Source organism: Vibrio sp. OPT20, assembly GCF_963889365.1.
GTDB lineage: Bacteria > Pseudomonadota > Gammaproteobacteria > Enterobacterales > Vibrionaceae > Vibrio > Vibrio splendidus.
Map to the genome: position 1 here is coordinate 1 of NZ_CAWPOA010000109.1, position 22,627 is coordinate 22,627.

The following is a 22,627-nucleotide window of genomic DNA, read 5'->3' on the forward strand; positions in this document are numbered from 1 at the left end:
GCGAATCGTCGATAAGTAGGCCGAATGTAGAGCGGCAGTCCAAAACCCATCAACATAAGTTTAGCGGATGTTTGACAACCGGGGGAATCCATGTAGCCGCATTAAGGTGTGAGTGGCGCTTGGCTATACTTGAGCGAAGCGAAACTGCCAAGCGTTGCGAATCACTCTTAAATGCTTTGTTAGAAAAATTTGCTCGCCATTTTCACGAACTCTTCCCAGCCCAAAGCAATACCCATAATTGCACTAAATAAACCGATTAGACCAGTGAAACCAGATAAAAAACGAAATATCCAACTAGATGTAATTTTAATGGCTGTCGTTGCACTAATTAGACCAAACCAAGAAACAAAATGAACAGGAAGTGATAGCACAGATCGAATACCCTCTCTTAACCAAATAACTGGATTTCTTAGCTGCTTTACAAGGGTTTCATCATTTGCTTCTAAAGAACCTATATGCCTTAAAAGAGTCTGCTCTATTGCTTTTGCATATTGAACTGCATCATCTCCGATACCGCCCATAAAGCCAGGAGTTGATAAAGCGTCATCTAGTGATGGGAGCATGTTGATAATTATAGGATAATCTTGGTAAACGACATTGAGATATGGTGGTTTAAACTTTGCAGCAACCCCTTGATTACCTAAATTATTTTGCATTTTATTCGAATGCCTAATCAATAAACCGAATGCACTCCGATCTTGCCCTTTACTGTTCCAGTAAGTAACAAATTTAGAATTAAAATCGACTACAAACTCAATTTTATCGTTGTTCACAAGCTTTCGTCTAAAGACACTAACAAACCCTAAACCTGACAGTACAACTAAACAAATGACAGGTATCCACATAGCCAAATTATCTCCATTTTTCTAACAGCTATATTAGACAGAATAATTCTGCATTTTGTCCCTGAAACAATTCTGTCTAGTTTCCAAGACACACTACACTTAGTCCAATAACTCTCTTAATAACAGAATCTTACCTACTTATCTTCGTATCAAACATGACGAAAAGCAGAAATTTTCCATATAGTTCCGGCAAAATGCAGAAAACTCCCCAATGTGTGAGCACACCGCAGTTCAGGCAATGAAGGTTTTATCTTGGAAATCGCGTTCTCAAACAAAAACGCCGACAATCATGTCGGCGTTTACACTATAGGTATGGATTAGCGAGAGGTAGTAGCTACTTCGCCATGGTACTCAAAAACTCGGCTTCGAACTCTTCATCGGCTTCTCGAGTTAGGCATTCCACCAGCCAATCGATGCTTTGATGGTCAAGCTTACTGTTCACCACGAAGGCCTGCTTTACACCAGACTGACCCAACTTGGCAGAGCCGTAGTTCTTGAATGATTTATTGCCGTGGTAATGGAGTGATTTGATTGCCACCGCGTTAGGTTCTGGTAATGCATCAAGGGTGTTGGCAAGCTGAATCACCAGTTCCATTGGGTTCTTAGATGATGAGATGCGATACAGAAAACCGCCCTCCACTCTCTGGCGTACCCAGTAATCAAAACCGCTGCAATCCATCACCTTGTCACTGACCAATGCCGCTTCGCTGCGATAGCCACAGGGTTCAACCACCACAGGGGTATGTTTGAACTCTGGCTGACCAGAAGCAGCATCGGTATGAGGCAAGATCAAGTCACATGGTTTGCTGTCTTTGGCGGTCGGTGCATTCCAGTGGATAGGCATGAAAACTTGTTCGCGGCGCATCTCTTTGGTCACGACTAAGCGGGCTTGGCACTCCCCTTGTGCGCTGCGCACTTTCACCACTGGGTTAATAGTGGCGTGGTTGAAGGCATCTAGCCCAAATTCATCTAAACCAAGCTCAGCAACGGTATCTGGGTGCATGGCGACAAACGGTTCTGGGGTGTGCTCGCCTAAACCTGCGGCTAAGCCCGTGCGGCTCATGGTGTGCCATTGGTCTCGGATTCGCCCTGTGTTCATGATTAGCGGGAATTCCAGGCTGGTATCGGCAATGGGTTTGTCGTGTTCGACTGCAATAAACTGCGCTTTGCCAGATTCTGTAAAAAACTCGCCATTGGTGAACATGCGCTGCTCGATGATCTCTGGTTGATACTCAAGCACTGGCCATTGCTGTGGTGTAAGCTCGCCATAACCTTTCTCATCCAGTTGCGTGAGTCCAATTAAGCACAAGTCTCGCGCTTTGCCTGTTTCATTGTCGAGCGCTGTCATCTCGCAATACTCTTTGAAGATCTCGCCTTCGTGGCGGAACTCGAACTGCTCTTTGAATCCCATTTTTTGTGCGACTTCTTTTAATATCCACCAATCGGGTTTGGCTTCCCCTGGGCTTGGTAGTATACGGCGTTGGCGTGAGATTCGACGCTCAGAGTTAGTCACGGTGCCCGACTTCTCGCTCCACCCTTGCGCGGGCAGCACTACATCAGCCAAGCGAGTAGTTTCCGTATCGGCAATGCAGTCAGACACCACCACAAATGGGCACTTCTCTAATGCGGCTTTGATTTTTTCACTGTCAGGCAGGCTCACGACTGGGTTGGTTGCCATGATCCACACGGCTTTGATTTTGCCTTCATTCATGGCATCAAACAGGTCAATCGCTTTTAAACCCGCATGTGTGGCTAAGCTGTCGGTTTGCCAGAACTCGCTGACGGTTTGGTGTGATTGTGGATCACCAAATTCAAAATGCGCCGCTAAGGTATTGGCTAAACCGCCCACCTCACGCCCGCCCATTGCGTTCGGCTGACCTGTTACTGAGAATGGCCCCATGCCCGGCTTACCGATTTTCCCGGTGGCTAAATGGCAGTTAATAATCGCATTCACCTTGTCACACCCTTGTGTCGATTGGTTCACGCCTTGGGAGTAAATGGTCAGCACCTTCTCATTCGATGCAAACAAACTGTAGAACTGTTTTAGCTGCTGCTCTGTTAACCCTGTGAGCTCAGGAACGCTTTTGTCGCCCCAGCCTGATTCGGTATAACGATATTGAGTCGCAGATCGAATCGATTCAGTAAAGCCTTGAGTGTGGTTTTCTATATAGTCTGCATCTAGCTTGTCGTTATCGTCGAGATAGCCCAATAAACCATTGAATAGCGCCACATCTGAGCCTGATTCCAATGCCAAGTGAATGTCTGCGATTTCACAGGTGTCGGTATAACGCGGATCTATCACGATAACTTTCAATGCAGGGTTGGCTTGTTTCGCGGCTCTTAGCCTTTGGAAAAGTACCGGGTGACACCATGCTAGGTTGGAGCCTGTAATCACGACTAGATCGGCTTGCTCGAGATCTTCATAACAGACCGGTACTGTGTCTGCGCCAAACGCTCGCTTATGCCCGACCACGGTTGAAGCCATACACAGCCTAGAATTACTGTCGATGTTGCCACTGCCGATGAAGCCTTTCATCAATTTATTGGCAACGTAGTAGTCTTCGGTAAGCAGCTGACCAGAAACATAGAACGCAACCGAATCGGCCCCAAATTCTTCGATGGTTTGATTGAATTTGTCTGCGACCAACTGAGTGGCACTGTTCCAGTCCAGCTCTTGTTTTTGCTCATTCTGAATATGAGCAGGCTGTGTTAGGCGTCCTAAAGGCGTGACGGTATCACCAAGCGCAATCCCTTTAGTACATAGCTTTCCGTAGTTTGATGGATGATCTTTATCACCACGCACTTCTAGTTTCCCTAGCGATGTCGGTCTCGCTTCTATTCCACACCCTACACCACAATAAGCACAGGTTGATTTTATCCAGCCGCTGTTTGAATCGGTCATCCGTTTCTCGCTCAATTATCCATAATTGTAATAACTCAAACCAAGCAAATAGCACGCCACTTAATACCAGTCGACCGAATTGAAATATTATCGCTTAAAAACAATAACTTAATGAAATAAAAAATATCAACGCTGAACAAAATTGAACTTAACTAAGATAGAAACTTAATTTTTGCACCATCTTGCAGAAAGTTGCACCACAAACGCTCATTTATATAAATCTAACAAAAATTTTACATACCACTTTAGGGGTAATTACGTGCCACCCTCAATTTTTAAATCATTGAAATATATGAGTTAAATTTTATTTGAATGAACAACTCGCAATCTGGCACCCTCCTTGCTCCACTAGAAACCAAGACTTAGAAAAAACATTTTTGTTTTTCTTGATGATTATGAATTGAGTGGAATCTCAACCCGGTATTCATCTGCTAACGACTAGAAATTAGATGCTAGTGATGGTGACGCCGAGAATAAGGAATGGATTATGAGCAAGAAGAAAATCGTCGTTGTTGGTAACGGCATGGTTGGACACAAATTTATCGACAACATCCTGCAATCAGAGAGTGATGAGTTTGATGTTATTACGTTTAGTGAAGAGCCAAGGTTGGCATACGACCGTGTTCAGTTGACCGCTTACTTCAAGCGCGGAAATGCTGATGATTTGGCATTAACCAGCGAAGAGTATTACCAAAGCAATGGCGTCAATTACCTTCTCAACGCGAGAGTCGCTCAACTGGACACTGAAAATAAGTGCGTTGTGACTGAGTCGGGACATACCGAGAGTTATGACACCTTGATTCTGGCGACCGGTTCATTCCCTTTTGTTCCTCCTATTCCCGGTAACGACCAAGAACACTGCCACGTTTATCGCACTATCGAAGATCTAGACGCCATTGAACTATCTAGCAAAGGCAGTAAATCTGGCGTGGTTATTGGTGGTGGTCTGCTTGGCTTAGAAGCGGCAAACGCAGTCAAAAACCTTGGTTTGGAAACACATGTCGTTGAATTTGCACCTCGCCTGATGGCCGTTCAATTAGATGACGGTGGCGGTGCCCTACTGCGCAGAAAAATTGAAGACCTTGGTGTGCAAGTTCACACCGAGAAAGCGACCTCTGAGATAGTCGCGGGTGAGAACGCTCGCTACAGAATGAACTTTGCAGACGGCACCCACCTTGAAACCGATATGATCGTGTTCTCTGCGGGTATTCGCCCTCAAGATGCCCTAGCTCGCAGCTCTGATATCGCCATTGGTGAACGTGGCGGCATCGTGATTAATGATCACTGCCAAACTAACATCGACAACGTGTATGCGATTGGTGAGTGTGCGCTTTGGGACAACAAGATCTTCGGCTTAGTCGCCCCCGGTTACTCCATGGCGAAAGTCGCGGCTTCGCATATTGTCTCCGGCGGTACTGACGACGCTGCATTTACTGGCGCTGACATGAGTACCAAGCTCAAATTACTGGGTGTTGATGTGGCCAGTATTGGTGAAGTACACGGCAAGACGGAAGGCGCTCAGTCGTATACCTATAACGATGAAATTGAACAAGTTTATAAGCGCCTGATCATCTCGGCAGACGGCACAAAGATTGTCGGTGCAGTATTGGTCGGTGACGCCGAAGCTTACGGTTCGCTACTGCAAATCAAGCAAAATGACATGCCTCTTCCTGAAAACCCATCAGTGCTAATTTTACCTAACGTGGCCGATGATTCAGGTTCGGCAATGGGTGTTGAAGCTCTGCCCGATAGCGCAGTGATTTGTTCATGTTTCGATGTGACCAAAGGCGACATTAAAGACGCCGTTTCAGCAGGCTGCACCACGATGGCTGCATTGAAAGAAACCACTAATGCTTCAACAGGTTGTGGCGGTTGTTCTGCCCTTGCTAAACAGGTTCTCGATAGCGAGCTAAGTAATCTAGGTGTGGAAGTCTCTAACGATATCTGTGAGCACTTTGCGTATTCTCGCCAAGAGCTAACTGACATCATCCGCGTCAACAAAATTAAGACCTTCGATGAGCTATTGGATTCTCATGGAAACGGATTGGGCTGTACCGTGTGTAAACCTGCTGTCGGTTCGATTCTGGCTTCCTACTGGAACGATTACATCCTCGAAGATCAACATATCGAACTGCAAGACACCAACGACATCTACCTTGGCAACATGCAAAAAGACGGCACTTACTCGGTGGTTCCGCGTATTGCTGGCGGTGAAATCACCCCTGATAGACTGATCGTGCTTGGCGAAGTCGCTAAAGAATTCGACCTTTACACCAAGATCACCGGTGGTCAACGCGTCGACTTGTTTGGTGCTCAACTTAACGAACTACCAATCATCTGGAAAAAGCTAATCGATGCTGGTTTTGAAACGGGCCATGCCTACGGTAAATCGGTACGTACCGTGAAATCGTGTGTCGGTAGCACTTGGTGTCGATACGGTGTCGACGACAGTGTTGGCTTAGCGATTCGACTAGAAAACCGCTACAAAGGCTTACGCTCGCCACACAAGATCAAGTTTGCGGTTTCTGGCTGTACTCGTGAATGTGCAGAAGCTCAATCGAAAGACTTTGGCATTATCGCCACCGACAAAGGTTGGAACCTCTATATCTGTGGTAACGGCGGTATGCGCCCTCGCCATGGTGACCTTTTCGCTACCGACCTTGATGAAACCACCCTGCTGCAATACATCGACCGCATTCTGATGTTCTACACACGTACCGCGGATCGCCTACAGCGTACATCGGTATGGATGGAAAACCTTGAAGGCGGCATCGAATACCTCAAACAAGTCGTGATTGAAGACAAGCTCAACGTTGCTGAAGAACTTGAAGCCGATATCGCCCTTAACATCGAAAAATACCAATGTGAGTGGAAAACCACCATCGAAAACCCTGAAAAAATGAAGCGTTTCCAGCACTACATCAACAGCGAAGAAATGGACACTAGCCTGTCATTCATCAAAGAACGAGAGCAGCGTTTTCCTAAGCCGAGCTTGAGCTCTTCTTCAGATTCACAACGCGATGAAATGCTAACCAAGGCTGACCAAATCGAAGTCACGGAAGTTTCGTAAGCCGAATTGACGGTCTGTGAATCAGTAACAACTAAACCCAATATCGATAGCCGACAGTGGCACAGCCCAAGAAAACTGCTGTCGGCTATCACCCTAATTAAATTGATTATTAGTTTTATGTTTTGACTAGGAGAAAGTCATGGAAAATTGGACAACCGTATGTAGCACCCGGGACTTAACCCCAAATGGTGGAATTTGCGCCAAAGTAGACGATAACCAAGTGGCTATTTTTTACTGCAAGCGCAGCGACACGCTTTATGGGCTCTCTAATTACGACCCTATCGGCAAGGCGAATGTTATGTCACGTGGTATAATTGGTTCATTAAGCGGTGAGCCTTACGTAGCCTCGCCCTTATACAAGCAGCATTACCACTTAGAAACTGGCGCGTGCCTTGAACAACCCGATCTCAAGCTCGTGAAATTTGAAGTTCGCAAGCAAGGAGAACAGGTTCAGGTTCTCGCACCGCTTGCTATCGCCAGTTAACTAAACGCCGACATCATCATGCGAACGCGTTATCAGCGTGAGCAATTTCGGCACAGGGTTTAGCCACATTAATGCGTTCGAATTTCGGAAGTAACGCACGAGCTAAAGCCGGGTAATTTTCCAGATTTAAAGGATTTAAACCATGGATAACACAAAATTTTCGCTGCTTTCATTTACGGGTAAGATGAAAACCTTACACCTAAGTTGGATGGCCTTTTTTATCACCTTTGTTGTGTGGTTCAACTTTGCCCCACTACTGCAAATGGTGAAAACCTCACTTGGTCTTTCTACTGAAGAGATCAAAACACTGCTTATTCTCAACGTTGCATTGACCATTCCGGCGCGTGTCGCCATTGGTATGTTAACCGACCGATACGGCCCAAGATTGGTCTACTCTTCGCTACTCGCGGTCTGTTCAATCCCTTGTTTTATGTTTGCCATGGCAGACTCTTTTATTCAAGCGGCGATTGCTCGTTTCCTATTAGGCTTCATCGGTGCAGGCTTCGTTGTCGGTATTCGTCTAGTGTCTGAGTGGTTCCCACACAATGAATTGGGTACTGCAGAAGGTATTTACGGCGGTTGGGGTAACTTCGGTTCAGCAGCAGCAGCATTTACACTTCCAACTCTGGCTTTAACATTTGGTGGTGAAGACGGCTGGCGTTATGCGGTCGGTATTACTGGCCTTATGAGCTTAGCGTTCTCGTTTGTGTTCTACAAAAACGTAACGGATACACCAAAAGGTTCTACTTACTTCAAACCAGCTCAAGTAACGGCAATGGAAGTGACATCAAAGGGTGACTTTTTCTTCCTACTTATTATGAAGATCCCAATGTATGCCGCTTTAGCGCTACTGACATGGAAGCTATCACCAAGCAACATCAACATGTTATCTGACATGGCGGTGTATTCTGTGTATGCAGGTTTGGCTGCGCTTTACGTGTACGAAGTGTCGCAAGTTTGGAAAGTAAACAAGAACGTATTTAAAGAAGAAGTACCAGAGATTCACCAGTACAAATTCAAGCAAGTTGCGGTACTTAACGTATTATACTTCGCGACATTTGGTTCTGAACTGGCTGTTGTTTCTATGCTGCCACTGTTCTTCTCTGACACCTTTGAATTAACACCGGTTCTTGCAGGTATGGTTGCATCGGCTTATGCCTTTATGAACCTAATGTCTCGCCCAGGTGGTGGTTGGATTTCAGACAAATTCGGTCGTAAACCAACACTGCTTATTCTAACGATTGGTCTTGCTGTGGGTTACTTCGCAATGGGTCAAGTCGACAGCACATGGCCTGTATGGCTAGCGGTTGTCGCAGCGATGGCGTGTTCTTTCTTCGTGCAAGCGGGTGAAGGTGCAGTATTCGCAACAGTTCCTCTAATCAAGCGTCGTATGACAGGTCAGATTGCTGGTATGACCGGGGCTTACGGTAACGTGGGTGCGGTAGTTTACCTAACTGTGTTGTCATTCGTGAGCTACCAAACGTTCTTCTTAGTGATTGCTGCAACAGCGGTACTTGGCTTTGTAACTCTACTGTTCATGGAAGAACCTAACGGTCAAATTGCCGAAGTAAACGACGACGGTAGCGTGACCTTGATTAACGTATCGAGCTAACCACTCATTGAATCGGGAGTAGTACCGAGGTGTGTTTCACCACTTTGGTACTGCGTTCAAAGGCTCTACGTTCACTAGAGCTTTTGTTCTTCCTAGGATGTTCTGCCAAGGAAGCGGGAAGAAGAACAGTTAAAAGAAGACCAGTTATGACAATTTCATTCAGCCAAGGGCAAGTCGTCACGCCAGAATCCAACAACCAGTTAACGCTTAAGTTTGGTGGTTATTCGAATAAAGGCATACGTGATGAAAACCAAGACGCCATCATTGTAAAGCACCCCAAAACTCGTACTGAGCAAGAGTTGAAAGGCAGTGTCGCCTGCATAGCAGACGGGGCAAGTTGCAGTGAACACGGCCAGAAAGCCAGTCACACCAGCGTGATGCAGTTTATCGACGACTATTACGCCACTCCAAATAGCTGGAGCATTCAACGTTCGGCGCAAAAGGTCTTAACGTCCCTCAATTCTTGGCTCTTCAACACGTCTGTTTCTAATATTCATCCCGCACAACAAGTGAATCATAATGCGCTCGTTTCCACCTTTAGCAGCGTGATATTGAAATCGAACACCGCGCATATATTTCACGTTGGCGACAGTCGCATTTACTTACTAAGAGATGGAGAATTACGCCAACTGACCCGCGACCACACCCGTAAAAATATGGGGCAGAAGCATTACTTAACACGCGCCTTAGGCATGGACAACCAACTCAACGTTGACTATCAAACCCTGCCTATCAAGAAAAACGACTGCTTTATCCTCACTTCGGATGGTGTGCATGAATTTGTCTCGCCCAACACCTTCAATGAACACATCGATAAGCCTGGAGCGGATTTTGAATACGCAGCACAAACCATCTGTAACACTGCTTTAAGCCACAATAGCTCAGACAACGTGAGCTGTTTGATTGTGCAAGTCAGCCATCTACCTAAACCTTCGCTGATTGAGTTCCATGAGAAGCTAGCTAAACGTGCCATCCCCCCCGCTTTAAAGCTCGGGCAAAGTATCGACAACTTCATGGTGCTTGAGGTGTTGTATGCAGGATCTAGAAGCCATGTGTATCGTGTGATGCAGAAAGAGACACAGACCGAGTTCGTGCTGAAAGTCCCTTCCGTCCAATATCACGATAGCCCTTCGCAACTCAGAGCTTTCTTTAATGAACAATGGGCGGGGATCTTGTTAAAAAACAAGAGAGTAATGAAGGTTTACCCGACGCCAGAGAACTCGCAATTCTTATACCAAATCTGCGAATGGGTAGAAGGCATCACGCTAAGACAATGGATGTACGACAATCCAAAACCGTCACTCAATGAAGTACGCGACATACTAGAAAAGATCACTCAAGGCATTCGAGCACTGCAACGTGCAGACATGGTGCACCGAGACTTAAAGCCGGAAAACATCATGATTCAACGTGATGGTGAGGTAAAAATCATCGACCTTGGTGCGGTGTTAGTGAGAGGCCTTGAAGAGGGAGAGCTCACCGACAAAGACGACACTCCATTAGGCGCGGTCAATTACATTGCACCCGAGACCATCAAGCACAACACGGCCACCACAAGCTCGGATCTGTTCTCTATCGCCGTGATCGGCTATGAGATGCTAACCGGTGAATTGCCCTACTCTGAGATGACTGCACAATCGCTTAAGCAATCTCGTCACCATCAATGGGAATACCAACCCATCACACAGAAACGAGCTGACTTACCAAGCTGGGTGGATTTGGTATTACAAAAAGCCTGCGCGGAATCACCAAGCGAACGTCATCAAGTGTTGGGGGATTTTGTGGCAGACCTTTACACGCCAAACCAAAGCTTGGTGAAAAGCCAAGCCAAGCAACCTTTGATAAACCGAAACCCAATCCAGTTTTGGAAGGTGTTGGCTTTGTTGCTCGGCCTTGTTGCGGTCGTAGAACTGGGTTTATTGTTAAACCCAAGCTAGATACGTTTACGAATTAGCCTAATATAACCGCGTTTAGCCTCGTTTCACTAAGCTTCTTGGTACGAGTTCAATACCCGCTTGGTAACGCTTAGCGGAAGCATTTAACGCCAAGGCAAAAGCACTATCTGCAATCACTTCAAATTGTTGCGGCAGTGAATGGACTTTAAAAGGTAAGAAATCCAATAAACGGTTATCACCAAAGGTTGCCAGTTTTACTTGATTGATCAGCTCTGGCTTTTCGACCATCACATCCAGCACACCCTCTAACAAGGTGTAAGACATAGTCACAATCGCATCAGGCACCGTGCCTTTTGCAATCCAACCCTCAAAAACCTCGCGCCCTGATTCTCGGTCAAAGTGCTCACCATAACCCACAACCATCGGCTTATTTTCTGTTAGCCCTGTTTGTTGAGTATGTGCTTTGTTTGCGGCTTCAAAACCCAATTGACGTTCACGTGAGATATTTAAATCAGGTAGTGCACCTATCAAGCCAACACTATGAATGCTGTCATCGAGAATCGAATGCGTTAGTTCAAATGCAGCCTCGAAATCTTCACTGATCACACAAGCAAAATGCTCATCATCTAACGGACGGTCAATCGCAATTACTGGGGTACCTGAGTTTTGCAGTTTCAAGTAGAACTCATTGGCGTCTGGCATGGAACTCGCCACCAGCAAGGCATCAATACGACGACTTACCAAAGCTTCAGCCACCTTGCGTTCAGTTTCAGCATCATCATCAGAACAACCAATCAAAATCTGATAGCCCACTTTACGTGAGTTCTGCTCTATCAATTTTGCTAAACGCGCGTAACTGCTGTTTTCCAGATCAGGAATAATCAAACCAAATGAACGGCTATTACCAGCACGCAGCGACGAAGCAGCATGGTCTGGTCGGTAGTTATACTCTTCCACCACCGCCATGACTTTCTGCTGAGTCTTTTCACTGATTCTGTATTTCTGCGCCTTGCCGTTGATGACATAACTGGCCGTGGTTTTCGATACTCCAGCCAATTTAGCAATTTCATCAAGTGTCATATGGGTGACCTGTATTTTGTGCGTAGGATCATATAACCAATGATCTGATCCTCGGATTAGTTGAATTATATGCTGAATCGATTCAGTATAAAAGCTGAAAGGATTCAGCAAAATCTGAAAAGTGACTTCAATCATCCTTTGAATGGATTGAGCGTCATTTGTTGTGATTCGACTTCTCATTATTAACGAAACTGAAATTACGACACGCAGCAAAACTATTTTGAAAACCAAAATCGGCTTTGCTGAATTTTTTTACACTGAATGCTGAACCGATTCAGCAAGCATAAGGCAAAGAGTTTAGCTCCATAAATCTTGCTTTAGACTGAATCGTAGCGATACACAAATTCTCAAGCGATACGCTAAAGAGGCACCATGCTTAAATTATCAAAATCTGACATCACTCTAGGCCAAATTGCCGAAGACAAATTCAAAGCTATCCAAAACATTGCTGGCGACCTGACCGCGAAAGGCTTAGTTGACTCTGGCTACGTTGAAGGAATGCTGAACCGTGAAAACCAGAACTCTACGTTCCTAGGTAACGGCATCGCGATTCCTCACGGAACCACTGACACGCGTGGCCTAGTAAAAGAGACAGGCGTTGCGGTACATCACTTCCCTGAAGGTATTGATTGGGCAGACGGCAACCGTGTTTACGTAGCAATTGGTATTGCGGCTAAATCTGACGAACACTTAGGCATTCTTAAGCAGCTAACGAAAGTGCTAGCGGCTGACGGTGTTGAAGAGAAATTAAAACAAGCGAAATCAGAAGACGAAATCATCGCCCTACTTAACGGCGAAGTTCAACTAGAAGCCGACCTAGACGCTTCTTTAGTTCAGCTACTGTTCCCTGCGAGCGACATGGTTCAAATGTCTGCTGTAGCTGGCGGCCTGCTTAAGAACACAGGTTGCACAGACAACGCATTCGTTGCTGACCTAGTAACAAAAACACCGACTCACCTAGGCCAAGGCCTGTGGTTGTTGGGCAGCGATAAAGGCGTAACTCGCACTGGCGTATCTTTCGTTTCAACGGCAAACCATTGTGAGTACGAAGGCACGCCAGTGAAAGCATTGGTCGCATTCGCCGCTTGTAACAGCGCACACCAATCTATTCTGGCAACCCTAAGTAAGATGGTTTTCGAAGGTAAACAGCAACAACTGTTAACCGCTGACGCAGCGCAAGTGATTGGCCTTCTGAAAGGTGAAGCGGTTTCTACAGCGTCTCAAGACGATGACAACTGCGCAGTATTCAAAATCAAAAACGCACACGGCCTGCACGCTCGTCCGGGTGCAATGCTAGTCGCTGAAGCGAAGAAGTTTGAATCAACTATCCGTGTTTCAAACCTAGATGGCGACGGAAAAGAAGTGAACGCGAAGAGCTTGATGAAAGTAATCGCACTTGGCGTTAAACACGGCCACCAACTTCAGTTTGTTGCTGAAGGTGATGACGCAGCACAAGCACTTGAATCGATTGGCAAAGCTATCGCTTCAGGCCTTGGCGAAGGTTAAGGAGTCGATATGTCTGATAAACAAATCAAAGCCGTTACCGTAACGCTAAACCCAGCTCTCGACCTAACTGGCGCTATCGACGCACTCAACGTGGGTTCAGTGAGCTTAGTAAACAAAGGCTCTCTGCATGCAGCGGGCAAAGGCGTAAACGTAGCAAAAGTACTTTCAGAGCTTGGCGCGAAAGTGACCGTAACAGGTTTCCTTGGTCGCAATAACGAAGAAGCGTTCTGCCAACTGTTTGAGCAGATGGGCGCAACTGACCGCTTCATCCGTGTCGACGGCGCGACTCGTATCAACGTGAAATTGGTAGAAAATTCAGGCCAAGTAAGCGACATCAACTTCCCAGGTGTTCCTGTTGATGCTGACGCGATTAAAGCGTTCGAAGAAACCCTATTAGAACTTGCTGAAACGCACGATTACTTCGTGATTGCAGGCAGCTTGCCACAAGGCATCTCTCCTGAGCTTTGCGCTTCTTGGGTTCAACGCTTACACGATTTAGGTAAGAAGGTGCTATTTGATAGCAGCCGTGACGCACTTAAAGCCGGTATCAATGCACAACCTTGGTTAATCAAACCAAACGATGAAGAGCTGTCTCAGCTGTTCAACGCTGAACTAACCACACGCGACCAATGCCAACACGCAGGCCAAGCCCTAAGTGAAAAAGGCATTGAGAACATCGTGGTGTCACTTGGCGCAGAAGGCGTGATGTGGCTAAACCAAGGTGAATGGTTACATGCTCAACCACCGCGCATGCAAGTAGTAAGCACGGTAGGCGCAGGTGACACATTGGTTGCTGGCCTATGTTGGGGTCACATGCAACAGATGCCAAAACCAGAACTTATTAAATTCGCAACCGCCCTATCTGCTCTAGCAGTTTCACAGGTAGGCGTGGGCATCACCAGCCAACAAGAGCTGGATTCAGTACTACAAAATATCCAATTACAGTCGCTTAGTGCTCCAACTAGCCAGTTAGACACAAGCAAATAGGACAAAAGGTTTATTATGAATATTACCATTATCACAGCTTGCCCTAGTGGCGTAGCAAACAGCATCATCGCCGCAGGCTTGTTAGAGCAAGCGACAAAAGCACTGGGTTGGAACGCCGCTATTGAATGTCAATCAAGCGTGCTACCAGACTCAACCGTATCGCAAGACACTATCGACAGCAGCGACGTTGTGGTTATCGCAGCCAACACAAACGTTGATAAAGCGCGCTTTGTCGGCAAGAAAGTGTACCAAGCAGCTATCTCGGAATGCACTGCTGATGCAAAAGCATTCCTAGAGAAAGCGGTAGCAGAAGCAACGGTATTAGACGCTTCGCAAGTTGAGACTACAGTGGAAGTGACTGGTACTTCTACAACAGCAAGCACAGGCAGCAAAAAGATCGTAGCGATTACCGCTTGCCCAACGGGTGTTGCACATACCTTTATGGCGGCTGAAGCGCTTGAAGCAGAAGGCAAACGCCTAGGTCACCAAATCAAAGTGGAAACTCGCGGCTCTGTAGGTGCTAAAAACCAACTGACAGACCAAGAAATCGCAGACGCTGATCTTGTTATCATCGCAGCTGACATCGACGTTCCTCTGGATCGTTTTAACGGCAAAGCGCTATACAAAACGACAACGGGTCCTGCGCTTAAGAAAACAAAGCAAGAGATGGAAAAAGCATTCGCAGAAGCTAAACCATACCAACACACTGCTTCTTCAAATTCAGCGCCTGCTGACGAGAAGAAAGGCGTGTACAAGCACCTAATGACAGGTGTTTCTCACATGCTTCCTGTGGTGGTTGCGGGTGGTTTGATCATTGCACTGTCTTTCGTATTCGGTATCGAAGCGTTTAAAGAAGAAGGCACGTTAGCAGCAGCACTGATGACTATCGGTGGTGGTTCTGCATTCGCACTGATGATTCCTGTTCTTGCTGGTTTCATTGCATTCTCAATTGCTGACCGTCCGGGTCTGGCTCCTGGTCTAATCGGCGGTATGTTGGCTAGCTCAACGGGCGCAGGTTTCCTAGGTGGTATCGCAGCGGGTTTCATTGCGGGTTACGCAGCGAAATTCATTGCCGACAAGGTTCAACTTCCACAATCCATGGAAGCCCTCAAGCCTATCCTGATCATTCCGTTTATCGCGAGTTTGTTCACTGGTCTTGTGATGGTTTACATCGTGGGTGGCCCTGTATCTGGCGTGATGAGCGCAATGACAACTTTCCTAAACAACATGGGAACGTCTAACGCGATTCTTCTGGGTGTGATTCTAGGCGCAATGATGTGTTTCGACCTTGGTGGTCCGGTAAACAAAGCAGCTTACACGTTCGGTGTTGGTCTACTGGCTTCGCAAACTTACGCACCAATGGCAGCAATCATGGCAGCAGGTATGGTTCCAGCTCTAGGTATGGGCCTTGCGACTTTCCTAGTGAAAGACAAGTTTGAAGCAGGCGAGCGTGAAGCAGGTAAAGCATCATTCGTTCTTGGCCTATGTTTCATCTCTGAAGGCGCAATCCCATTCGCAGCGAAAGATCCAATGCGTGTTATCCCAGCTTGTATGGCAGGTGGTGCACTAACTGGCGCTCTATCAATGATGTTTGGTGCTCAGCTAATGGCTCCACACGGCGGCTTGTTCGTACTACTGATTCCTGGTGCTATCTCTCCAGTTCTTATGTACCTAGTAGCGATTGCAGCAGGTACAGCAGTAACAGGCTTCGGTTACGCAGCTCTTAAAAAGATGAGCAGCGATAAAGTAGAAGCAGAGGCTTAATCCCCCTACTCTGTTTAGATGACAAACAGAGACTCTTGATAAACTGTTCCTTGAAACAGAATAGAGGCTCCTCATTTGAGGAGCCTTTTTATTGGAATTAGCTAACAAACTGAAACGCTCGGTCTGGTGTTACTTTTCTAATGTCGCTAAAACGGGCAACTGGAATGAAAACGTCACGCCTTCGACATCATCCGTGTCGATCTGACGAATCATCTCCACCAAATAACCTTGCACATCTAACTTCAAACCTTGTTGCTCAACCGCCTTAAACAGAGCTTCTAACGCTGTGCTGTACGCCACATCCGAAACCAGATAAACGTCGCTGCATAAGTAGTAGCCTTCAGGAATGGTCATATCGTAACGGTCTTTCGCGACTTGCCAATTTCCTATTTCAGCGTCGATGTCGTCCCATTTATTATTCATCTGTTTTATTGGTGTGGTGCCCATCAAGTGCGTCGACTTCTGACCATAGATTTCAAATACCGTGTCCCAATCAGGATCTTCCAGTTTAAGCTTTTGCATGCCGCGTTCTGGATACCAAACCAGCTCGATCGGCATAGATTTAACTAGCTCTTTCTCCATCGAAGACTGCACACCTGGATGTGCCAATTTCTGGATGAAGTCTGCCGTTTCCTTTGGCGTCGCGTTGTAGCCCATTTCTCGAATATGTTTTGCAGTAACACCAAGCTCGCGCTTGAGCGCCTTACCTAATGACTGTGACGATGAGTAGCCACAATACTGAGCAATTTCAATCACGCTCCACGGCTCATCGTTGATCAACAAACCCACCGCGATTTGTAACCGAACTCGGCTTAGATACTGACCCGGAGTTTCGTTAAACAACTCAGTAAACTGACGATGAAAGTGGTATGGCGAAATCGCGCTCTCTGTTGCGATTTCTTCCCACGTACAACGCTCACCCCACTCTTCATGCATCAAGGTTAATGCATGCGTAAAGCGTTTTTGAAGGTGCTCTGGCAAAGATTCAATCAATGTAATCTCAGGCACCAGTTTAAAAGCTGGTTCTAAATGCAAAGCAGGTTTGTTCTCTTGCGTCATACAGTCTTGGGTCTCAGGTACATTGGCTTTAGTCTTACTGTCGGTTAGCTTAGCCGAACTGGACAGCTTCATTGAGTTGGATAGCTTGGCTTCACTATCGTCTTTGTCCTTTATAAAATCAATCACTAGCGATCCAAAGTGAGCTCTTCTAATGAATCTTGCTCGCCCAGTTCTTTTTCAATTAGATTTTCAACTAGCGGCGGCTTGCGGCAAAACAAACCAAGCAGCACGGGAATCAAAATCAGCGTTACTGCAGTAGCAAACAGTTCACCAAACACCAGTGATACCGCTGCTGGCTTTAAATATTGTGCTTGTTCTGCAGTTTCACTTAGCAATGGTAACAGCCCACATACAGTGGTTATCGTGGTTAAGAAAATCGCTCTCAAACGGCTGGTACCCGCAATGACTAACGCTTGCTGTAACGGCACGCCTTGGCGATATTCACTATTAAAGCGAGTGATCAACACTAACGAGTCGTTAATCACGATGCCTGTCATGGCCATCATGCCGAACATCGAAAGAATACTGATGGGTAAATCCATCAAGTAGTGACCAAAAATCGCGCCAGCAAAGCCAAACGGTATCACTGCCATGATGATCATCGGCTGCCAATAGGACTTCAAAGGCACAGCCAACAAAATGTAGATCATGATGAGCGTTAGTATCATCGCTGATTTGAAGCCGTTCGACACCTCACCTATCTCTTCAAATTCACCGCCTGCTTTTATCGTCACGCTTGGAAACTGTAAGTGCAGAGATTCAATCGTATCTTCGAGTTGCTCACGTGTTTTTTCTGGTGATTGCAGGTCTCGGTTCTGCTTCCAATACAGGTTGATCACTTGTTCTCGGTCACGGCGGTAAACCACTTGTGGCTCTTGCTCATGACGAAACTCAGCAATATCCGCCATCATCACACTTCCGCCATTAGGTAACATGATAAGAGCCTGTTGTAGCTGAGCTAAGGTTCTGCGCTCATCCCTTGGATACTGCAGCAGCACCTTGGTCTCTTGCCCGTTTTCTAGCAGGCGATGCACTTCTCTTTCGCCAAACGCTTCGCCTGCTAGCTGAGCCAATTTCGCTTGCGTTAACCCAAGTTGCTGACCATATTGATTCAATACCAATCGAACTTGCGGCAAACCATCCTGACCGTCGTCGTAGACATCCGATACGCCTTTCAACGAGGCTAAGGTATCCGCTAGCTCCTCACTAACTAGGGAAGCAAGCTCACGATCATTGGAAGAGATCGTTAAGAATGTTCCACCAGCAGGCTCCTCTGCCGCACTGAATTTAACCGAATAAGCGCCTTCGATTTGCCCTGTATTTTCTCTCCATCGCTTCAACAATAAATTTCCCGGCAGTGAGTTTAAAGATTCGTTAGTAAGCTCAGCTGTGACTTCGATTTCGCCATAGCCATCAGACCAAGCAAGCAGATTCACAACAGGCTTCTCTTGTAACGGATAATCTTCCATCAAACCTTTTTCTACTTGTGTCATTGCTTGCTCTACTTGCAACAAGGCTTGGCGCTGTAAAGGCAACGGCGCACCATCTTCCAGTTCAATAACCGCGGTGATGTAACGCCCCGGGATTTCAGGAAACAACGCACTGCGAATCGCACCGTTAGACCACATACCATAAGCCAGTGAGATAACCGCCACAAACCCAAGCAGAGACGCGACTTTGTAGCTAAGTGCAAACTCCAATACTGGCTTATAGATGTTGAGATTAAACCACTGTAATCCACCTTGAGCTGCATTCTGAACCTTGGCGAACAAACCCGTTGATGGCTTTTTCACAGAAAGCTGAGCCAGGTGTGACGGCAAAATAAACTTACTTTCGATAAGCGAGAATATCAGCGCAAAGATCACCACGGCTGAAAACCCAGCCAATACTTTGGCTAGCTCGTTATTAATCCATAACATTGGAGAAAACGCAGCGATGGTTGTGAGTACACCAAACACGGTAGCCACTGATACTGAGTTAACGCCCTGCCAAGCGGCTGTCTTTCCATTTATATTGGAGGGGCCGTTTATATTTGAGAAACCATTGATATTAGAAGAATAGCCGACGTTCCCCGTCCGTTTTTCATGTATCGCTTCACCTACAACAACCGCATCATCCACCAGCACACCGAGTACCAAGATAAAGCCAAATAGAGTGATGTCGTTGATGCTGTAGTTGAACAACTGCATTGCAGCCAACGTTCCAGTCAGCGCAATTGGAATACCCATTGCGACCCAAAAGGCGAGCCTAATTTCAAGAAAGATCCCAAGTAGAACTACGACGATCAATAACCCTTGCCATGCATTCTCACTCAAACGAAATAGCTGCTCTTCAATGTAAGGTGCCATGTCGGCCATGGTATTCAACTCAATATCCGACGGCAAAATCACGCGCTGGGCATCAAGCGTTTCACTGATAGCTTCACTGACTTTAAGCAAGTTGTCGGTTTGGCTCGTACTGACCAATAATGCGATGGCGTTAGAGCCATTGTTACGCACGATAGAACCACTGTATTGGTAGCCACGACTTAACTTGGCGATGTCTCCCAGTAGTATTTTCCCTTTGCTTCCTGAAATCACGACAAGCTGGTTCAACTTCTGTAGATCATCGGCGTATCCGTCACCACGAATCACCATTCGACCTTTGTCACTAATCAGCTCACCGCTACGAGTCTCAAGCGAACGCTGCTCAACGAGCTCTGCGAGATCTTCTAAGCTCAACCCTAACGCTTTCAGTTGGTCTGGATCTGGCTCGATAACCAATTGAGATGGGCGAGTTCCCCAATTTGATACCTTCGAGATACGCGGATTCTTCTTTAGCGCTTGTTCAAGTTGCTTGGCGATGGGTTGCAGTTCGTCATCGGTTCTCGGCCCAGACACCACCACGAACGCGGCTAAATTAGTAAATTCGTTTCGCACGACTTGCGGCCTGTCCGCTTGCACGGGAAAGCCATTGATGGCGTTAACTTGATTACGAATGTCATCCAACAACTTGTCTAAATCTGTGCTACTGGTTTTACGGACCATGACCTGAGAAATCCCAGCACTCGACTGACTGGTGATCTGTTTGATGCCTGCAACACCACTGATTGACTCTTCGATTCGCTGCGTCACACTCTCATCGATCTGTTGCGCCGTACCGCCAGGGTAAGTAACGCTGATACTGATGGAAGAAGGAGCGATTTGTGGAAACGACTCGACACGCAATTGTCCGAACGCAAGCACACCACTGATAACAATCGCCATCATCAACAAATTGGCAGCAACAGGGTTATTAATAAACCATTTGGTCATCCAACTCATTGGTTTACCTCCTCAATCTGTTCATCATCAGATTGGCTCGCGATCATGGATTCTGAACTATCATCTTGATAAAAGGTAGGCTCGACTTGCTTACCAATTAACATTGAAGAAAGCGGATATTGTACCACTCTGCGAACTTGTCCACTTTGCTGATTAAACCGAATATCGAGCACCTGATTACCTTGCCCAATCAAGGATACCGACTCTTTACGTAGACGATCATTGTTGTCTAACGTCCACACATACCCGTCTCGTGTCATCGCACTTAAAGGCATACTGACTACGTTATTCTTAAGTCCTAGATTAACCTCAGCCTGAACCTGCTGATTTGGAAACAATCTTGGTTTGCTTTGATAAGGTGCCTCAACCGAAAGCACGACTTGTCTTTGGCGAGTGACCGAATCAACTTGCGGCGACACATAGCGCACTTTGGCAGGCCACTGATCCCCAGAGCGGTTCACCACCGTGATACTCGGCTCAGTCAGTGCCGCTTGGACTTGTTGCCAATGCATTTCAGAAATCGGCAACTCGATATCAATCGAATCACTGGCAGCCAATTCAAAGGTCACTTGCCCCGCCTCTATCCACTCTCTCGGGCTGATATGGCGCTTCATGATCACTGCATCAAAGGGGGCAGTAATCACTGATTCTTCCAACAACTTCTGTGCGCTTAGGTAAGCCTGTTTTGCTTGTTTCAGGTTGGCTTTCGCTGCAAGTAATTGAGGCTCTCTGCGAGCAAAAGACGAACTCGTTTTCGGGTTCAGCATTTTTAACGCGACCGTTTGTTCGTGCTTAGCCTGCTTCAACTCCAATTCTGCTTGTTTCAATGAGCTCAACGCCTGAGCCAAGTTCGCATCAACCGCACTAGTATCTAACCTTGCTAACACATCGCCTTTGTTAACCAAATTCCCCGGTTCAATGCTTTCATCTAGCCATTTCAACTGCGCGCTGCTCGACGCTTTCAGCTGTACTGGCCAACGCGCAGCCGTTACACCTAATATCGTTAGCGTCGATTGATGCTGTGATGGTGTCACCTCTAACACTGAAACTGGGGCAAGGACGGCTTCTTTCTTTACTGGCTGGGTAGCTTCAGGTTCCAATTCATCAACGGCAACCAACGCGATAAAGATGGCTGCGCAACCGACTAATACAGAAAGTGGCTTTTTAAATTTCATAAGGTATCTCCTTGGTAACCTGTTGAGTGGCGGTGTGATTAAGGCGCTGACTGATTTCAGTGAGACGAGAAAGGGTTTGTAATGTGATTGGTAACATCACTGCGGTTTCAACAAACTCGAGTGAATAAGTGACGATAGAGAACACTTGACCAGCGGTCGGCTCTGTAAGCTGACTCACCATCCATAAATTGCCGATGACCGCGCCAAACAACACGATAAAAATCAGGCCATAGACAACAGCTTCGGTATCAGACAGTTTGATTTCACACTGTTTTAGGCGCTCAAAGTGCCAACGAAGTGCAGATAAGCGAACACCACTCAGCAACTTCACTTGCTGTTCAACTTGGTCGTTAAATTGGCCATTGAGTCGTGTAAATGTTCGGTGGAATACGCCGTAAATAACCAGCATCGACAACCCTGCAAACAACATGCAAAGCGCCAACGAGAAGTGAAACGTTGAGAGGATAACCACCGTCGCGACAAGCTGAACTATCGCGGTCATCAAAGTAGGCAAATCATCTTCTAGAAAATCAACCAGCTCACGAGACATGGTTAGCCGAGCGTCTTTGGTCGAAATAGATAAACCGCGTAGGTTACGCTCAACAAGGTTTGCCAGTTTGACGCGAATAGCACCATACACACGGGTATCGTAAAAACGACGAACGACACTGATGATCACCAGTACAAAAAGAATCAGTGCCAACATCATCAAAGGCTGAAAGCTTTGGTTTAATACTCCGTCGATGGCGTAACCAATAAACAGCGGCAGCAGAATAAGCATCACGTTTTCAGCCAATACCATTAACCAAGTCGCAGCGACCTTTAATGGATTAAGCCGAATAATCGTCAGCAGAGAGATGGGATATTTGAATAGCATTATTGAGCCCATAAATGAATATGGCGCCAGTATTACCAATCCGACATGGAAAAAAGTGTCCCAGATTGC

General features: G+C 46.5%; 14 protein-coding genes. 7 read left to right on the forward strand and 7 right to left on the reverse strand.

Annotation, left to right across the window (positions count from 1 at the left end):
- Window positions 1-179 precede the first annotated feature (179 nt).
- Together AACR09_RS23890 and AACR09_RS23895 are read right to left on the reverse strand one after the other, a co-directional pair.
- A complete protein-coding gene (locus AACR09_RS23890) occupies window positions 180-851 on the reverse strand; it encodes a hypothetical protein (RefSeq protein ID WP_157131928.1) in 672 nt (223 codons plus the stop codon).
- A gap of 328 nt (window positions 852-1,179) precedes the next feature.
- Window positions 1,180-3,762 (reverse strand): molybdopterin oxidoreductase family protein, encoded by a 2,583-nt coding sequence (locus AACR09_RS23895; protein WP_193834526.1) that lies wholly within the window; start codon window positions 3,760-3,762, stop codon window positions 1,180-1,182.
- A 472-nt stretch (window positions 3,763-4,234) separates the two neighbouring features.
- Between AACR09_RS23895 and nirB the strand changes: the two genes are divergently transcribed.
- From nirB to AACR09_RS23915, 4 genes are all read left to right on the forward strand, one after another.
- Window positions 4,235-6,817, forward strand: a complete 2,583-nt coding sequence (nirB, locus tag AACR09_RS23900; protein WP_193834528.1) for a nitrite reductase large subunit NirB — start codon at window positions 4,235-4,237, stop codon at window positions 6,815-6,817.
- Window positions 6,818-6,956: 139 nt separating this feature from the next.
- Window positions 6,957-7,301: a nitrite reductase small subunit NirD gene (nirD, locus tag AACR09_RS23905; protein WP_017082504.1), complete on the forward strand. Its 345-nt coding sequence runs from the start codon at window positions 6,957-6,959 to the stop codon at window positions 7,299-7,301.
- Window positions 7,302-7,443: 142 nt separating this feature from the next.
- Window positions 7,444-8,913 (forward strand): NarK family nitrate/nitrite MFS transporter, encoded by a 1,470-nt coding sequence (locus AACR09_RS23910; protein ID WP_065607994.1) that lies wholly within the window; start codon window positions 7,444-7,446, stop codon window positions 8,911-8,913.
- 146 nt (window positions 8,914-9,059) lie between these two features.
- Window positions 9,060-10,850 (forward strand): bifunctional protein-serine/threonine kinase/phosphatase, encoded by a 1,791-nt coding sequence (locus AACR09_RS23915; RefSeq protein ID WP_193834530.1) that lies wholly within the window; start codon window positions 9,060-9,062, stop codon window positions 10,848-10,850.
- A gap of 33 nt (window positions 10,851-10,883) precedes the next feature.
- Here AACR09_RS23915 and cra read toward each other — a convergent pair whose 3' ends face one another.
- Window positions 10,884-11,888: a catabolite repressor/activator gene (gene cra, locus AACR09_RS23920; RefSeq protein WP_099166615.1), complete on the reverse strand. Its 1,005-nt coding sequence runs from the start codon at window positions 11,886-11,888 to the stop codon at window positions 10,884-10,886.
- A gap of 372 nt (window positions 11,889-12,260) precedes the next feature.
- On the opposite strand from cra, the gene fruB reads away from it, so the two are divergent.
- Genes fruB through fruA form a run of 3 tightly spaced genes read left to right on the forward strand, consistent with a single transcriptional unit; the run spans window position 12,261 to window position 16,145 of the window.
- Window positions 12,261-13,394, forward strand: a complete 1,134-nt coding sequence (gene fruB, locus AACR09_RS23925) for a fused PTS fructose transporter subunit IIA/HPr protein (protein ID WP_193834532.1) — start codon at window positions 12,261-12,263, stop codon at window positions 13,392-13,394.
- Window positions 13,395-13,403: 9 nt separating this feature from the next.
- Entirely contained in the window at window positions 13,404-14,381 is a 978-nt protein-coding gene (gene pfkB / locus AACR09_RS23930) for a 1-phosphofructokinase (protein ID WP_017090852.1), read from the forward strand.
- A gap of 15 nt (window positions 14,382-14,396) precedes the next feature.
- Window positions 14,397-16,145, forward strand: coding sequence for a PTS fructose transporter subunit IIBC (fruA, locus tag AACR09_RS23935; protein WP_193834534.1), 1,749 nt, complete (start codon window positions 14,397-14,399; stop codon window positions 16,143-16,145).
- 129 nt (window positions 16,146-16,274) lie between these two features.
- Here the strand turns inward: fruA and AACR09_RS23940 are convergent, their stop codons facing one another.
- Genes AACR09_RS23940 through AACR09_RS23955 form a run of 4 tightly spaced genes read right to left on the reverse strand, consistent with a single transcriptional unit; the run spans window position 16,275 to window position 22,558 of the window.
- Window positions 16,275-17,330: a helix-turn-helix transcriptional regulator gene (locus AACR09_RS23940; RefSeq protein ID WP_193834536.1), complete on the reverse strand. Its 1,056-nt coding sequence runs from the start codon at window positions 17,328-17,330 to the stop codon at window positions 16,275-16,277.
- A complete protein-coding gene (locus AACR09_RS23945; RefSeq protein WP_193834538.1) occupies window positions 17,330-20,506 on the reverse strand; it encodes an efflux RND transporter permease subunit in 3,177 nt (1,058 codons plus the stop codon). The genes AACR09_RS23940 and AACR09_RS23945 overlap by 1 nt, the downstream gene beginning before the upstream one ends.
- Window positions 20,503-21,681 carry an efflux RND transporter periplasmic adaptor subunit gene (locus tag AACR09_RS23950; RefSeq protein WP_193834540.1) on the reverse strand — a complete coding sequence of 393 codons (1,179 nt, stop codon included), beginning with the start codon at window positions 21,679-21,681 and terminating at the stop codon, window positions 20,503-20,505. The genes AACR09_RS23945 and AACR09_RS23950 overlap by 4 nt, the downstream gene beginning before the upstream one ends.
- Window positions 21,671-22,558 carry an ABC transporter six-transmembrane domain-containing protein gene (locus AACR09_RS23955; protein ID WP_145568611.1) on the reverse strand — a complete coding sequence of 296 codons (888 nt, stop codon included), beginning with the start codon at window positions 22,556-22,558 and terminating at the stop codon, window positions 21,671-21,673. Before AACR09_RS23955 ends, AACR09_RS23950 begins: the two co-directional genes overlap by 11 nt.
- Between the last annotated feature and the right edge of the window lie 69 nt (window positions 22,559-22,627).

Excerpts from the sequence above, each read along its gene's own strand:
- fruA (WP_193834534.1), top strand. The coding sequence starts at position 14,397 with ATGAATATTACCATTATCACAGCTTGCCCTAGTGGCGTAGCAAACAGC.
- pfkB (WP_017090852.1), top strand. The coding sequence starts at position 13,404 with ATGTCTGATAAACAAATCAAAGCCGTTACCGTAACGCTAAACCCAGCT.
- nirB (WP_193834528.1), top strand. The coding sequence starts at position 4,235 with ATGAGCAAGAAGAAAATCGTCGTTGTTGGTAACGGCATGGTTGGACAC.
- nirD (WP_017082504.1), top strand. The coding sequence starts at position 6,957 with ATGGAAAATTGGACAACCGTATGTAGCACCCGGGACTTAACCCCAAAT.
- AACR09_RS23955 (WP_145568611.1), bottom strand. The coding sequence starts at position 22,558 with ATGCTATTCAAATATCCCATCTCTCTGCTGACGATTATTCGGCTTAAT.
- AACR09_RS23945 (WP_193834538.1), bottom strand. The coding sequence starts at position 20,506 with ATGAGTTGGATGACCAAATGGTTTATTAATAACCCTGTTGCTGCCAAT.
- cra (WP_099166615.1), bottom strand. The coding sequence starts at position 11,888 with ATGACACTTGATGAAATTGCTAAATTGGCTGGAGTATCGAAAACCACG.
- AACR09_RS23910 (WP_065607994.1), top strand. The coding sequence starts at position 7,444 with ATGGATAACACAAAATTTTCGCTGCTTTCATTTACGGGTAAGATGAAA.
- AACR09_RS23915 (WP_193834530.1), top strand. The coding sequence starts at position 9,060 with ATGACAATTTCATTCAGCCAAGGGCAAGTCGTCACGCCAGAATCCAAC.
- fruB (WP_193834532.1), top strand. The coding sequence starts at position 12,261 with ATGCTTAAATTATCAAAATCTGACATCACTCTAGGCCAAATTGCCGAA.
- AACR09_RS23950 (WP_193834540.1), bottom strand. The coding sequence starts at position 21,681 with ATGAAATTTAAAAAGCCACTTTCTGTATTAGTCGGTTGCGCAGCCATC.